This window comes from Bradyrhizobium nanningense (genome assembly GCF_004114535.1).
Classification (GTDB): domain Bacteria; phylum Pseudomonadota; class Alphaproteobacteria; order Rhizobiales; family Xanthobacteraceae; genus Bradyrhizobium; species Bradyrhizobium nanningense.
In genome coordinates this window covers 24,228-38,243 of record NZ_LBJC01000071.1, presented here as the reverse complement: position 1 = coordinate 38,243, position 14,016 = coordinate 24,228, and the positions used below count along the sequence as shown (strand labels likewise).

Below are 14,016 nucleotides of genomic sequence, written 5' to 3'. Positions count from 1 at the left end.
TACTCGTCCGAATAGGACCGACGTTGCCGTTTTGCCATCTGACACCTCTCGCTGCCTAAGCTATAGGTGTCCACCGATTTAGGGGAGGTCCAACTCCTGGATTACTTCGCTGCGCTCGCAATGACGGAGCAAGTGGAATCGGATTCGCGCTACGGCTAACATTTCGATTGCAGGCACACCTTCGCAACCTCGCGGCGCATTTCGCCCGAGCTTTGCCTCGATGCTTCACCCTCTGAAAATGAAGAGGGCGCAGGGAAGGCCGGGAGCCGGTTGGCTCCCATCGACCGCCATGCCAAGAGCAGACTGCGTGTGCTTCATGCATAGCGGAAAAACAGGGCAACCGGAGACATCCCGGCCTTCCCTGCGCAGTGGTTTTACGGCTTATGTCGTGATCTCCCCGGGGAGCGATGCACTATTGCCCCCGTCGCCTTGCGGATGATCGATGCGCCTGCCCGGTCGGGCCGCCACATCTCCGCAAGACTTGGCGCGCAGACCCCGGGCGCCAGGACGGCACGATTTCGCCGTACGCTGATCACACCGGTCGTGTGCGCGAGGCGTCTTGCTCACGGTTGCCCGCCCTGCGAAACCTCTCGCGCCGATGCAATCAGCGTCCACCGCCGCCCGGCCCGCGTTCGTGACGATCGCGATACGCCCCTCTCCTTGGGCCGGGTTGCGGCGACACATACGAGATTTCCGAATTTCGGTAAAGTGGAATATTTTCGGCGGCGCCGATTGACCGCGATCTTGGGTGTTTTGCCCGTCAGGCAACGCAAGGGGTTGTGGGCGGGACGTTCAATCTGGCGGTCAGCTTCGCAAGAAACCGCTGACGCGCGAAGGCCCACCGCGCGCGAACGAACGGTGGGCCTAACGTCGAGCGGCTCTACCAGCGATAGCCGCCGGTCAGCGTGCCGTTATTGTTGCCGTCAGGGCCGACGTCGCCCTGCGTCGAGCTCGGGGTCGGATGGCTGGTGCCGTTGATGGCGCCATAGGGGCCCGCGACGTCAGGATAGTAGGCGCCCGACTGGACCGGTTCGTAGGCGGGCGCGCTGCGGTCCCAGCTCATGCGCGATCCGTTCCAGTCATAGCCCTGCGCCGAGGCCGCCGCCGTGCCGCGACGAGCGATGCCGTGATCAGGCAGAGGAGTTTTGACTTGTTCTGCATTGGAAATTTGTCGGGGGCCAACGGTTGCACTGCGGGAGCGTTCCGGAACCCGGCAGGCGGGAGCGATCAACTCGGATCAACTGGTTATGAGACGCTTTTTTCGGAACGAAGTACCTGTCAGCGGAGAATCCGAGCGCTCTTGCCGCACCGGTTCCCCCGTTAACGCCGTGCCTTAACCAAAAATTAATTATACATTTGCGGCTGGGCGACGGCCCGGCCTAGCGTGCGGTGGGGAGCCGCCGAAGCCAAACGAGTTGGTGCGTATCATGACCTACAGAATGCATGGGGCCTTGCTCGCCTCGCTCAGCGCAGCCGCGCTGCTCCTTAGCCTCAGCGATAGTTTTGCACGACCCGGCGGCGCCGCGCCGCATGGGCTGACCGCGGCGCCGTCCGGCGCCATGGCGCGTCCGCCCATCGCACCGGGAGCCCGCTTCCACCGGCGGAATAACCCCTTTGTCTATTGGCCGGGCGGCGGCGGCTTCTTCTACGACAGCGCCGGCTACAGCCAGCCCTTCGTCGATACCGCCCAGCCGGTCTCCACCGACGTGCGCTACACCTACACCTATGACGTTCCCTGGGACTGGACGCATCGCTTCCCGCCGAACGTCGTGCCGTCCGATCGGCCCTACGTGCCGAGCTGCCCGACCGAGCAGGTAACGGTGCCCGGCCGCGGCGGCAGCGAGCACACCGTCAACATCATGCGCTGCTATTGAGCTTGGCTCTAACCTAGCTCGAATTGGCTCTAACCTAGCTCGAAGCTGGTCACGCCGAAGACGCGGTCGATACGCAGCGACGGGATCGCTCCCGTGTACATCCGCGCCGTCTCGAACACCGGCTTCAGCCCAAGCGCCTCCGCGAGCGCGATGGCCTCGCGATTGACGGCGGGGACGTCGAGGAACACCTCGCCATCCGCGCTTGCCAGCAGGGCCCCGACGATCGTCTCCGCCGCAATGCGATCGTCGGCGACCAGCGGGCCGATCTTGTAGCCGGTCCGGCACGGCCGGATCACGCCCCAGGCGGCGAGCTTGCCGTCACGCAGGAGCGCGCGGCCGACATGGTCCGATGTGTTGATCCAGGCGCGCAGGAAGGCGCTGCGCCGAGCCGGGAAGACAGTGGCGTCGTCGGCTTCCACAAGCGCAAACGGGACCGTGTCGAGTGCGACGACATCGGCGGGTGGCTTCAGGGGCGCGCCGGCGATGCCGCCATAGCGGATATTGGCGTAAGCAAGCTGGAAACCGGACTTTCTGTAGTTGTCCTGCTGCGCCACCACGCCATCGAGCCCGATCACGCGGGTGCCCGCATGCGCGATCGCCGCGCTCCAGATGCGCAGGCCATGGCCAGAGCCGCGAAGATCCGCACGCACGATATAGAAGCCGAGGAAGGCGAAGCGATCGTCGTAATTGGCGCAGGAGACGGTCGCGACCGGTTCGCCGTCGATCTCGCCGACGAAGAAGCCTTCCGCGTCGGGAGCAGCGAAGCAGGCGGCGTCGGAGAAGCCGGGATTCCAGCCCTCGGCCGCGGCCCAGTCGATGGCAAGCGAGATTTCCTCGGGGCGCAAATTGCGGATCAGCAAGTCACTCATCTTGCGTTCCTCATGAGGTGCGTCCTTCGACCATGGACCTGCCGGCAGGTCTGGCTGTAGAAGGCCGCATGATAGGCCGAGCCTGCGGCTCGCCTCAACTCAAAGGGATGATCGGTCATGGCAGCAGAGAAGGTTGCGCTCGTTACCGCCGGCGGCAGCGGCATGGGGGCAGGGGCTGCGCGACGGCTGGCAGCGGACGGGTTTCGCGTCGCGATCCTGTCGTCCTCCGGCAAGGGCGAGGCCGTGGCCGCCGAACTCGGCGGGCTCGGCGTCACCGGCTCGAACAAATCCAACGACGACCTGAAGCGTCTCGTCGACGGTGCCATGGCGAAGTGGGGCCGGATCGACGTGCTCGTCAACAGCGCCGGGCACGGGCCGCGCGCGCCGATCACCGAGATCACCGACGAGCAGTGGCACACCGGCCTCGACACCTATCTCCTGAACGTGATCCGCACGACCCGGCTGGTGACGCCGATCATGCAGGCGCAAAAGGCTGGCGCCATCATCAACATCTCGACGGCCTGGGCGTTCGAGCCCAGCGCGATGTTCCCGACCTCGGCGGTGTTCCGCGCCGGCCTTGCCGCCTTCACCAAGGTCTTCACCGACACCCATGCGGCCGACAACGTCCGCATGAACAACGTTCTGCCGGGCTGGATCGACAGCCTGCCGCAGCAGGATTCGCGCCGCGACAGCGTGCCGATGAAGCGTTACGGCAGGGTGGAAGAGATCGCGGCGACGATCTCGTTCCTGGCTTCCGACGGCGCAGCCTACATCACCGGCCAGAACCTCCGCGTCGATGGCGGACTGACGCGCTCGGTGTGAGCCGCGCGCGGATTCGCCCGCGCCCTGTCGTGACGCGCCGCGGATTTGCCTCGCGCGCCACCGCGGCAGGGGCCGATGCGTGGCGCCGAGGTCACACTCGTCGCCCGTCTTGCGCGATAAGCCACCGATTACGTCACAGTCCCTATGAACTGCGCCGCAGACCGAGACGAACAACGGTGCTGCGCCTATTCCCGAGCTGCGCTGGATGGCTCCCATCTGCGCCTCGAAAACGCGGGTTCAGTCGCGTGGGGAATGGAGATCGAAATGAAGACGTTCTTGCTGGCGGCCGCATCGATTGTGCTTGGGACCGCTTCCGTGCAGGCTGCCGACCTTGCGGCGCATTACACCAAGGCGCCCGCGATGGCTGCGGCCTACAATTGGACCGGCTTCTATGTCGGCGGCAACATCGGCGGGCAATGGGGCAGCGCCGATCCCACCACCTCCACCGTGTTCTCGCCGACCGGCTATTTCGCCACCAGCAGCGTTCCGGCGATCAACACGGTCGGCGCCCAGAGCGTCAGCAGCTCCAGCGTGACCGGCGGCTTCACCGCGGGCTATAATTGGCAGGTCAACCACGCCGTGCTGGGCCTCGAGGGCGACATCAACTATTTCGGCTTCAAAGGCAGCGCGACGGGCTCGGCGGTCTATCCCTGCTGCGCGCCGACCGGCTTTACGGTCTCGTCGCAGGTCTCGGCCGACTGGCTCGCCACCATCCGCGGCCGCATCGGCTTCCTCGCCGCTCCGACCTGGCTGCTGTATGCCACCGGCGGTGCGGCCATCGCGGAGGTGAAGGGCAATTTCAACTTCACCGACACGTTCGCAGGCGCGACGGAATCCGCGGCGATCCGCGATACGCGGGTCGGCTGGACCGCCGGCGTCGGCACCGAATATGCCTTCGGCGGCGGCTGGTCGCTCAAGGCCGAATATCTCCATGTCGATCTCGGCCGCGCCAGCACGACCAGCACGAACCTTGCCGCGTTCGGGCCGGCCATCGCATTCCCGAGCAACGTCTACACCCACTCGGTCGACATCAAGTCGGACATCGTGCGCGTCGGCGTAAACTACAAGTTCGGCGGAGCTGTCGTCGCCAGATATTGAGCGCCATCCCATTCCCGATCTGCGTGGAGAGCCCCGGCCTAGCCGGGGCTCTCTGTCTTGGAGCTCAGCTTGCGTGCGAGGTGATCAGCCGCGCCAGCTCCGGCAGGATCTTGTAGCGGGCGATCTCGTGCGGATACTCGCCGCGATTGGCCAGCAGGACGATGCCGATCCGCCGCACCGGCACGAGGCCGAGATAGCCGGAGGCGTTGTTGAGGCCGCCGGGCTTGTCGATGACGGTGACGCCTGGCAGACGCACGGTCTCCCAGCCCATGCCCTGTCCGAATTTGTCGTCGATGCGGAAGGCCTCACGCTGCGTCATCCGCAACGCCTCGCGCAGGTGCGGATCGATCGCCCGGCCGTCGACGCAGGCTGCTGCGAAAGCGGCGAGATCCCGCACCGAAGCGAACATCTGGCCGGTACCGGGAAAGTCGAAATAGCTCTGCTGATCGCCGATCGGGCCGACGGCCGTGCCCTGGTCGGAATAGCCCTGGACCGCGCGCTGCATCCAGGCGGCATCCATGACCGCGCGATTGTCTGCGCCGCGCTCGGGTATGAAGGTCGCTTCCATCGCGAGCGGGCGGAGAAGGCGGTGCTGGATCAGCGCGCCAATCGGCATGCCGTAGCAGCGCTCGAGCACGAGCTGAAGCAGCACGTAGCCGGCATGTGTGTAGACGCGTTGCCGGCCGGGCGCGACGCTCACCGCCGGTGCGAAGCCGTTCAGCATGGCGATGAACTGCTCGCGCGTGTACTCATCGTTCGGCCAGGGCGGATGGTCGGTCGGCAGCAACAGTCCCGATGTATGCGTGGCCAACTGGCCGACAGTGACGTTGCGGATATAGTCGCCATTCAGCTCGGGCAGGTATTTGGGCAGGCGGTCGTCGAGCCGCAGCTCGCCGCGCACCACGCCGAGCGCCACAAGAGCCGCCTCGAACGGCTTTCTCAAGGAGGCGAGGTTGAACAACGTGTCCGGCGTCACCTTCCGTTTGGTCGCATCGTCGGCAAGACCGTAGCTGAAGAACTCGACATGGCGCCCGGCATAGAGGGCGGCGGCGAGCCCGCTCGCATGGTCTGGCGTCGCGGTCGGCGCCAGTTCGCTCGCGACGATGTCGCGCATCTGCGCGATCATGTCGGAATCCGCCAAGGCGCGGCGTGGCCGAAGCGCGATCGCAAGCGGGATGAGCGCAGCCCGGGTGAAGATTCGCCGGGTGATCGGGGATGAGGTGACAACAGGCGGCACTTGCTCTGATCAACGATGTTGATGCGCCCCCGATCTGCTTTAGCCGGAAGCGTCCCACGGCCCAATTCACAATTGCGCGTTGCGGGTTCCGCATCACTCGCACGCCACCAAATCACTTAGCTGATGAGCTAACAATTGTTTGACGCGGGACTCCAGGTCGCTTATAGTTAGCTTCATGGCTAACCAATCGCTCGACCAGGTTTTCGCAGCGCTTGCCGATCCGACGCGGCGGGCGATCGTGATGCGGCTGTGCGCCGGCGAGGCTTCGGTCGGCGAGCTCGCCGATCCCTTCGACATGGCGCTGCCGAGCTTCTTGAAACATATCCACGTGCTGGAGACGAGCGGGCTCGTTCAATCGGAGAAGTCCGGCCGCGTGCGCACCTGCCGCCTCAGCCCGGATGCGCTGCTTGGTGCGGAGGACTGGTTCCAGCAGCAGCGCGCGATCTGGGAGGCGCGGCTCGACCGGTTCGAAGCCTACGTGATGAAGCTCAAGAAAGAGAAGGAAAGGGCGGCCGTCAAGCGTCCGTCCCGAACAACCAAACGGAAAGGTTCTGAGTGATGACGAATTCTGCCAATCCCGCTCTGTCGCAATGGTCGCTCGACCGCGAGATCGTGATGTCGCGCGTGATCGACGCGCCGCGCGATCTGGTGTTCGAAGCGTGGTCCGACCCCAAGCATCTGCCGCAATGGTTCGGGCCGAAGGGGTTCAAGGTCGAGACCTTTGAGATCGACGTGCGCGTCGGCGGCGTCTGGCGCTTCAACATGATCGGCCCCGACGGCACGGTCTATCCGAACCGCATGCGCTTCCGCCGCATCGAGCGGCCGCACCTGATGGAAATGGATCACGGCGGCGACCAGGACGAGGATCCCGGCATGTTCCGCTTCACCGTGACCTTTGCCGAGCAGAGCAACGGCAAAACCGTGCTGATGATGCGCCAGCTGGCCTCGAGCACCGAGCAACGCGACGGCATGATCGGCTTCGGCGCCGTCGAATACGGCTATCAGACTCTCGACAAGCTCGCGGCCTATGTGGCGGGCATGAAGCGGTGAAGACAACGCGGTCCCGGCGGAGAACACGACGGGACCGCTTTCGCGAACCACCGGCGCGCCAAGGCCGCCGGTGGTTTTTCAGTCCGGCGTTGTCCGCCTGGTAGGAACGATCGCCGCGCCACGGCTTTGGCAGTGATGGCGCACATTATCTTCAGCGACTACCGCAACCCCGCCGCGGAGCAGGCTTACGAGATCGCCTGGGACTTTCTCGACCGCGCGGGCGCGATCCGCGACGAATTCGACGCCTGCGTGTTCCTGGCGCAGCGCATCGCTGGGATGGTCGAGGAGGGACAGACGAACCGGATCCGCATGGCCAATCGCGCGATCTCCGAATATCAGCGCTTCGCCGAAAAGTGCGACAACCTCATCTGCAGCGGCGGCCGCAGGGCCGAGGGGCGCTGAGCCCGGACGTACGGCTTGGGTCGGCCCCGGGGCGTGAATTATGACAGTGCCGTCACGCAGATTTTTGTCGCGACCGCCTGCCTGAATGTGACAGAATTGCTACCGCTAGATGAAATATCGATTACAGCGGAGCGGCTCATGTTGCAGTGGCAGGCGCGGTCAAATCCCCTCGCGTGGTGGTGGGGGTCTCTCACGCTTGTCAGCAGCGCGAATATCCTCGTCTGGTTCATGCTGTATCGCGAGTTCTACCCGACGCCTTCGGGCAGCCTCGGCGGCGGCTCGGACATCGGGCTGATGTTCCTGCTGTGCGCGGGCTATGTATTCGGCTGCGCGTTCCGCTCGGTGCTGCCGCGCGCCGACGTGCAGCGCATCTGCCTGTTCGATACCTGGCTCTCGAGCGTCGTGGTCGGCCGCACCGTTGCGACCGTGGCCGAGCTCTGTTTCGTTGCGCAATGGGCCATCATCCTGCATCAGCTCGGCAAGATGACCGGCGCGGAGACCGCGGTGAATATCGCGCTCGTGATCGTGCCCATCATCATCATCGCGGAGTGCTTCTCCTGGTACGCTGTGGTGACGACCAACTTCCTCTACAACGCGATCGAGAATTCGCTATGGGCGGTGACCTTCTTCGCCGCCGGCATCGCATTGTGCCGCCTGATGCCGGAATTCCAGGGCGTAGTGCGCTGGGCGCTGATGTCAGGCATCGTTGGCATCGCCTGCTTCCTGGCCTTCCTCGTCACCGTCGACGTGCCGATGTATCTCAGCCGCTGGCGGGCAGGGCACGCCGACGGCAATACGTTCCTGGGCTTCCTCGAAGGCCTGCATGACGTCTCGACGCGCTGGGTGGTGACCCACGACATCGCGCATTGGAAGGGCGAGCTGACCTGGATGTTCCTGTATTTCAGCGCCGCAGTGTGGTCGAGCCTGGCGCTGTGCGCGCTCTATGCGATGGAAGGCTATCTGGCGCTGTATCTGGCCTGATTATTTACCCACCAGGCCGCACTTGCTGCGGTCGAGCGGACGGAAGGCCTGATCGGGCGGGATGGTCGCGATCAGCTTGACGAAATCCCATGGCCCCCGGGACTCCTGCGGTGTCTTGACCTGCACCAGGTAGAGATCGTGCACCATGCGCTGGTCCTCGCGGATACGGCCGTTGGGCGTGTAGGCGTCCGACACCGGCGTTGCCTTCATCTTCGCCATCACAGTTGCGCTGTCGTCGGAATCGGTGTCCTTCACCGCTTGCAGATAATGGCGCACGGCGGAATAGACGCCGGCCTGGATCTGCGATGGCATGGCCTTGCGGCGCGCATGGAATGCATCCGAGAAGCGCCGGGCTGCAGGCGAGACATCCTCGAAGAACGAGGTGACGATGAGGTCGCCACGGGTTGCCTTCAGCCCGACCGCCTCGATATCGACGTTCTGGAACGACATCGGTACGATCTTGATGCCCTGATCGGCGAGGCCGAACTCCTCGGCCTGCTTGATCGCGGTGGCGTTGTCGCCGGCGACGTTGATGGCCAGGATCTTCGCGCCGGACGACTGCGCCTGCAGCAGGAACGAGCTGAAATCGGGGGTGCCGAGCTGCGCCTTGACGCTGCCGGCGACCTTGCCGCCGAGCTCGCCGATGCGGGCGCGGGCGGTCGCTTCGATCGAATGGCCGAAGGCATAGTCGCCGGTGATGAAGAACCACGGCTCCTTGCTGGTCTGCATGATGCCGGAGACCACGGCGGTCGCGGTGGAATAGGCGTCCTGGGTCCACTGCACGCTGGTCGGCGCACAGGCTTCATCGGTGAGCTGGTTGGCGCCGGCGCCGGAGACGAGGAAGATCCTGCCGTTGCCGCGGACGAGTTCCTGCACCGCGAGCGCGGCGCCGGAGCTGCCGCCGTCGGCGATCGCCTGGATACCTTCGCTGAACCATTTGCGGGCGAGCGATGCCGCAAGATCCGGCTTGTTTTGGTGATCGGCCTGCAGGATCTCGATCGGCTTGCCGTTGATCTTGCCGCCGAACTCCCCCGCCGCCATCCGCGCCGCCTCGACCGAGCCCGGGCCCATGGCGGTGGCGAAGACGCCGTTCATGTCGGTGAGCACGCCGATGCGGATTGTCTCGCCCTTGATCTCGGCGCGCGCAGGCGGGCCTGCGAGCGCCAGCGCAGTTAGCAACATGGCGGTAGATACGGTGCGGGTCATGGCGTTTCCTGATTTTATCGTTGAGTGATTGGTCGCGAAGCTCAGTCCGGTTCGGCGATGACATTGTTGCGCAAGGTGCCGACGCCGGAGATCTCGACCTCGACGGTGTCGCCGGGGCGCATCCACAGCGGCGGCGTGCGCTTTGCGCCGACGCCGCCCGGCGTGCCCGTGACGATGACGTCGCCGGGCACGAGCGGGCAGATCGTGGAGATGTAGGCGATCAACTCGGGGACGGCGGTGATCAGGAGGTCGGTGGTGGTGTTCTGCACCACGGTGCCGCTCAGGCGCGTCTGCAAGCTGAGCTTCGACGGATCGGGGATCTCGTCCGCCGTCACCAGCCAGGGGCCGAAGCTGCCGCTGTCGGCGAAGGTCTTGCCGGACAGGAACTGGCTGGTGTGGCGCTGCCAGTCGCGGATGCTGCCTTCGTTGTAGCAGGAATAGCCGGCGATATAGTCGAGCGCACGGCTCGCCGGGATGTGCCGGCCGGCCTTGCCGATGACGAGTGCGAGCTCGCCTTCATAGTCGAAATCGTCGCTCACTTTCGGCTTCACGATCGGCTGGAGATGGCCGACCTGGCTGCAGGCGAAGCGCGCGAACAGCGCCGGCTTCTCGGTGACAGTGCGGCCGGTTTCGGCGACATGGTCGCGGTAATTCAGGCCGACGCAGATGATCTTGCCGGGATCGGGGATCACGGGGGCGAAGCTGATCTTGTCGAGCGGATGATCGGGCGCGGCGGATGCGACCAGCTTGGCCGCCTCGGCGAGGCGGCCAGCTTCGAGCAACTGCCGCAGCGTCGAGCAGCCCGTCATGCGTGCACCGAGATCGACCACACCGTTGTCCTTGACGGCGCCGAAGGAGGCTCGGTCGTCGACGAGGAAAGAAAGCAGCTTCATGAGATATCCTTGAGAGTGTTCGCTTTAGGCCGCGGACGGCACGTGGGTTAGAGGCGTGATGGCGGCGATGAGCTGGTCGAGTTCGGCTTCGTTGCGGGCCGTGCCGCGCACATAGCGGTCGGGGCGAACGAGCGCGGCGATGATGCCGTGCTGGTGCAGCCAGTCGCCGATGGCGTCCGCGTCGCCGCCGGTCAGGATCCTCAGTCCCGCCTGTGCGAGAGCCGGGCGTGAGGCGAGGGCGGCCGCGTTTGCGGCGAACAGGACACGATCGTAGCCAACGCGATCGTCGCTGCGGCTGCCGTCCCGAAGCTCGAACTGCGGTGCCAAATCTCCGGCGAGAGGCTGATCGCGGGGCGCCAGCCGGGGGCCGAGCAGAGGCTTCTTCACCTCGAGCTTCACCGGCGCGTTCTCGCGAACCTCCCCGGCGGCAAGGCCTGCTTCGATCGCCTTGGTGTTGATCACGCCGCCGAGGCGAATGGCGAGCTCGATGAATTCGCGTACATGCGGCAGGCGCTCGCTCTGATAGGTGTCGAGCAGTTCGCTCCCTGCGTCGCCCTGGACGATGGCGTCGAGCTTCCAGGCGAGGTTCGCGGCATCGCGGATGCCGGCGCACATGCCCTGTCCGAGGAAGGGCGGGGTCTGGTGCGCGGAATCGCCTGCGAGCAGCAATCGTCCGTTCCGCCATTGCTGTGCGATGACGGAATGAAAAGTGTAGACCGCAGCGCGCTCGATCTCCGCATCGTCGGGTGTGATCCAACGCGACAGCAGGTCCCAGACTTTTGCAGGTTGCGCGACCTCGTGAGAATCCTCGTCCGGGAGAACCGTGATCTCCCAGCGCCGCCGTGTGCCGGTGCCGCGTACATAGGTCGCGGGCCGCCTGGGATCGCAATGCTGAAGGCTGTAGTCGCCAAGGTCGTTGCGCTCACGCTTGAGCAGCACGTCGATCACCAGCCAGCGCTCGTGGAAACCGAGATCGTCCATGCCGGAGCCGATGAAGCGGCGGACCAGCGAGCGGGCGCCGTCGCAGCCGATCACATAGCCGGCACGGACTTCAGTGAGTTGTCCGTTCGAGAGATCTTCGTAGCGGACGCGCACGCCATGATCGTCCTGATCGAGCGCGAACACGTCGCAGCGGTTGCGCAGGGTGACGTGCGGCCAGCGGGAGAGGCCACCGATCAGGACGTCCTCCAGATCCGGCTGGTGAAAGCGGTAGCTGAGATGCCAGCCCATCGGGGTCAAGGTCTGCGGACGGGACCAGTCCAGCAGCATGCGGCCCTCGGCATCGAGAAAGAGCATGCCGGGGCTGAGGATCACATGCGGCAGGATGGCGTCGGCCAGACCGATGGTCTGGAACACGCGCATGCATTCGTCGTCGAAATGCACGGCGCGCGGCAAATGATAGGTCCGCGCCTCGCGCTCCAGCACCAGCGTCCGCACGCCGCATAGGCCGAGCAAATTGGCGAGCGTGGCGCCGACCGGGCCGCGGCCGACGATCACGACGTCGAACTCTTCGGGAGTGGATTTATCTTGCATGGGCCATCTCTTCCCCAAGCCGCGTCGCAGCATCAACGCCGCCGGCAGAAGTGTCCACCCAGCGGACGCGGCTCGTGCCGCTGGTCATGGCCGGCTGGACGGTGTGGAGGCGTGAATGCGCTACACTTCGACAGGAATGGCCGAAGCCGTCTCCTGAAGCTGCACTGCAAACTGGGCAATCGCCTCGTCGATTCCCAGCGCCGAGCGAATCCAGATGATGGAGATGCAGCCGAAGACGGCCCCGTCGCGCACGATGGGGACGGCAATCGACGCCGTCTTGGGATTGTATTCGCCCTCGCTGCGGATCGCGTAACCGCGCGCCTGCGTCTCGGCGATCATGCGATCGAGGCGGGCTGCGTCCAGAAACGGACGGTCGTCGGCCTCGTCGATGCGGCGCAGATGATTGACGATCAGATCGCGCTCGCGCGCGGGGCAGGCGGCGAGATAGGCGCGGCCGGCGGAGGTGCGCAGCATCGGCAGGCGCTTGCCGATCATGCCGCGGTCGATCGAGAGCGGGCTGCGCGAATGGGTGGTCTCCTGCACCACCATCGCCGCATTCTCGTAGGTAGAAAGATCGACCGGCCAGACCAGGGTCTTGCTGAGCTCGGCGAGATAGGGCGCTGCCGCCTGGCAGATCACGACGCCGGGATCATAACCGTCGCCGAGGCTCAGCGCCCGCCGGGTGACGCGAAAGCGGTCGTCGCTGGCGCTGCGGGCGATGTAGCCGAGTTCCTCCAGCGTTTCGAGCAGGCGGTAGACCGTGGGGCGGGGCAGGTCGAGCGCGCGGGCGACGTCGCCGGCGCGGATGCCGCCGGAGCGATTGACCTCCCGCAGCACGTCGAGCCCGCGCTTGAAGGCGCGGACGCCTTCCGATTGCCGCGGCGCTCCCGGCCCCGTCCGCTCCTTGGACACTTCGCATTTCCTCCCTTGTGGCGCACGGTCCCGCGATTATCGTTGCGAGCGCGAAGCGATTGCGGAACGCCACGTTAAGATCGTGCGCGGCCGGTATCAAGTTCGCCGCATTGCGGCACACGCAATGCCTTCGGGAGGACTTCGATGGAAATCACCGCGCTCGGCTATATTGGAATCAGTTCGTCGCAGCTCGATCAGTGGGGCCGGATGGCGACGGGGCTGCTCGGCATGCAGCAGGTCGATCGCGGCGGCAAGAAGCGCGCCTTCCGCATGGACGATCGCAAGCAGCGGCTGATCGTGGATGGCAGCAGCGATGCCGGCCTCGCGGTGATGGGGTGGGAGGTGCCGTCAAGTGCCGAGCTCGGCCGCCTCGCCAGCGGGCTGGAGAGCCAGGGCGTGAAGGTGACGCTTGGATCACGCGCGCTCGCCGATGAGCGGCATGTCACCGAGCTGATTTCGTTCGCCGATCCCGCGGGCAATCGGCTCGAGGCCTTCTGCAAGCCCGAGCTTGCGACCGAGCCCTTCAGGCCGGGCCGTCCGATCTCGGGCTTTCGCACCGGCGCGCTCGGCATGGGGCACGTCGTGCTCAATGTGGAGGATGTTGAGCCGCTTTTGCCGTTCTATCGCGATGTGCTCGGCTTCCACGTCTCGGATTTCGGACTGAAGCCCTACGGGCTGTACTTCTTCCACGTCAACGGCCGCCATCATAGCTTCGCGATGGTCGGCTCCGGGCGGAAAGCGCTGCATCATTTCATGGTCGAGCTCGGCAGCCTCGACGATGTCGGTCAGGGCTACGACCTCGCGCAGATGGACGAGGGCCGCGTCGCTTATACGCTGGGCCGGCACACCAACGATCACATGACCTCGTTCTACGTGAACACTCCGTCCGGCTTCTTCATTGAGTATGGCTGGGGCGGGCGCGTGATCGATCCCGAGACCTGGCAGCCGCATGAGACGTTCGACGGCCCGTCGCTGTGGGGCCACGAGCGGCTCCATATGCCGGAAGAACAGCGCAAGCGATTGCGTGACATGCGGCTGGATGCGGCCGCGCGCGGCGTGCGTGTCGCCGATCCGCGCGTGCCGCCGCTCAACTGCGCGTGGCTGGATCAGGTGGTCGCGCGCGAATGATCCGTGGTGGC

The 14,016-nt window shown here is 65.4% G+C and carries 14 protein-coding genes and 1 pseudogene; 8 read left to right on the top strand and 7 right to left on the bottom strand.

What is annotated here, in order from left to right; all coding sequences use genetic code 11:
• Positions 1-880: 880 nt before the first annotated feature.
• Positions 881-1,161 (bottom strand): annotated as a pseudogene (locus XH84_RS33105) (hypothetical protein).
• A 266-nt stretch (positions 1,162-1,427) separates the two neighbouring features.
• Here XH84_RS33105 and XH84_RS33100 point away from each other — a divergent pair.
• The gene (locus XH84_RS33100; RefSeq protein WP_164936073.1) at positions 1,428-1,874 is read left to right on the top strand and encodes a hypothetical protein; all 447 of its coding nucleotides are present in this window, start codon (positions 1,428-1,430) and stop codon (positions 1,872-1,874) included.
• A 29-nt stretch (positions 1,875-1,903) separates the two neighbouring features.
• Here XH84_RS33100 and XH84_RS33095 read toward each other — a convergent pair whose 3' ends face one another.
• Complete coding sequence (locus tag XH84_RS33095) at positions 1,904-2,743, bottom strand: GNAT family N-acetyltransferase (RefSeq protein ID WP_128918068.1); 840 nt, start codon at positions 2,741-2,743, stop codon at positions 1,904-1,906.
• 117 nt (positions 2,744-2,860) lie between these two features.
• On the opposite strand from XH84_RS33095, the gene XH84_RS33090 reads away from it, so the two are divergent.
• Both XH84_RS33090 and XH84_RS33085 read left to right on the top strand, forming a co-directional pair.
• Positions 2,861-3,565 (top strand): SDR family oxidoreductase, encoded by a 705-nt coding sequence (locus tag XH84_RS33090; protein ID WP_128918069.1) that lies wholly within the window; start codon positions 2,861-2,863, stop codon positions 3,563-3,565.
• A 264-nt stretch (positions 3,566-3,829) separates the two neighbouring features.
• Positions 3,830-4,663, top strand: a complete 834-nt coding sequence (locus tag XH84_RS33085) for an outer membrane protein (protein WP_128918070.1) — start codon at positions 3,830-3,832, stop codon at positions 4,661-4,663.
• Positions 4,664-4,727: 64 nt separating this feature from the next.
• Here the strand turns inward: XH84_RS33085 and XH84_RS33080 are convergent, their stop codons facing one another.
• Positions 4,728-5,789, bottom strand: a complete 1,062-nt coding sequence (locus tag XH84_RS33080) for a serine hydrolase (RefSeq protein WP_164936074.1) — start codon at positions 5,787-5,789, stop codon at positions 4,728-4,730.
• Between the two features lie 286 nt (positions 5,790-6,075).
• On the opposite strand from XH84_RS33080, the gene XH84_RS33075 reads away from it, so the two are divergent.
• The 4 genes from XH84_RS33075 to XH84_RS33060 all read left to right on the top strand — a co-directional run bounded on the left by XH84_RS33075 (position 6,076) and on the right by XH84_RS33060 (position 8,333).
• Positions 6,076-6,459 (top strand): ArsR/SmtB family transcription factor, encoded by a 384-nt coding sequence (locus XH84_RS33075; RefSeq protein WP_128918072.1) that lies wholly within the window; start codon positions 6,076-6,078, stop codon positions 6,457-6,459.
• Positions 6,459-6,950 carry an SRPBCC family protein gene (locus XH84_RS33070; protein ID WP_164936079.1) on the top strand — a complete coding sequence of 164 codons (492 nt, stop codon included), beginning with the start codon at positions 6,459-6,461 and terminating at the stop codon, positions 6,948-6,950. Before XH84_RS33075 ends, XH84_RS33070 begins: the two co-directional genes overlap by 1 nt.
• A 135-nt stretch (positions 6,951-7,085) precedes the next feature.
• The gene (locus tag XH84_RS33065; protein ID WP_128918097.1) at positions 7,086-7,352 is read left to right on the top strand and encodes a hypothetical protein; all 267 of its coding nucleotides are present in this window, start codon (positions 7,086-7,088) and stop codon (positions 7,350-7,352) included.
• A gap of 138 nt (positions 7,353-7,490) precedes the next feature.
• Positions 7,491-8,333: a hypothetical protein gene (locus tag XH84_RS33060; RefSeq protein ID WP_128918074.1), complete on the top strand. Its 843-nt coding sequence runs from the start codon at positions 7,491-7,493 to the stop codon at positions 8,331-8,333.
• Here the strand turns inward: XH84_RS33060 and XH84_RS33055 are convergent, their stop codons facing one another.
• The 4 genes from XH84_RS33055 to XH84_RS33040 all read right to left on the bottom strand — a co-directional run bounded on the left by XH84_RS33055 (position 8,334) and on the right by XH84_RS33040 (position 12,877).
• The gene (locus XH84_RS33055) at positions 8,334-9,539 is read right to left on the bottom strand and encodes an ABC transporter substrate-binding protein (protein WP_128918075.1); all 1,206 of its coding nucleotides are present in this window, start codon (positions 9,537-9,539) and stop codon (positions 8,334-8,336) included. It lies immediately after the preceding gene.
• Between the two features lie 41 nt (positions 9,540-9,580).
• On the bottom strand, positions 9,581-10,432 hold the full coding sequence (locus tag XH84_RS33050) for a fumarylacetoacetate hydrolase family protein (protein ID WP_128918076.1): 852 nt from the start codon (positions 10,430-10,432) through the stop codon (positions 9,581-9,583).
• Between the two features lie 24 nt (positions 10,433-10,456).
• Positions 10,457-11,965: a bifunctional 3-(3-hydroxy-phenyl)propionate/3-hydroxycinnamic acid hydroxylase MhpA gene (gene mhpA / locus XH84_RS33045; RefSeq protein WP_128918077.1), complete on the bottom strand. Its 1,509-nt coding sequence runs from the start codon at positions 11,963-11,965 to the stop codon at positions 10,457-10,459.
• A gap of 120 nt (positions 11,966-12,085) precedes the next feature.
• Positions 12,086-12,877, bottom strand: coding sequence for a DNA-binding transcriptional regulator (locus tag XH84_RS33040; RefSeq protein ID WP_128918078.1), 792 nt, complete (start codon positions 12,875-12,877; stop codon positions 12,086-12,088).
• A gap of 144 nt (positions 12,878-13,021) precedes the next feature.
• Here XH84_RS33040 and XH84_RS33035 point away from each other — a divergent pair, with 144 nt between their 5' ends.
• Complete coding sequence (locus tag XH84_RS33035) at positions 13,022-14,005, top strand: VOC family protein (RefSeq protein WP_164936075.1); 984 nt, start codon at positions 13,022-13,024, stop codon at positions 14,003-14,005.
• Positions 14,006-14,016: the final 11 nt, after the last annotated feature.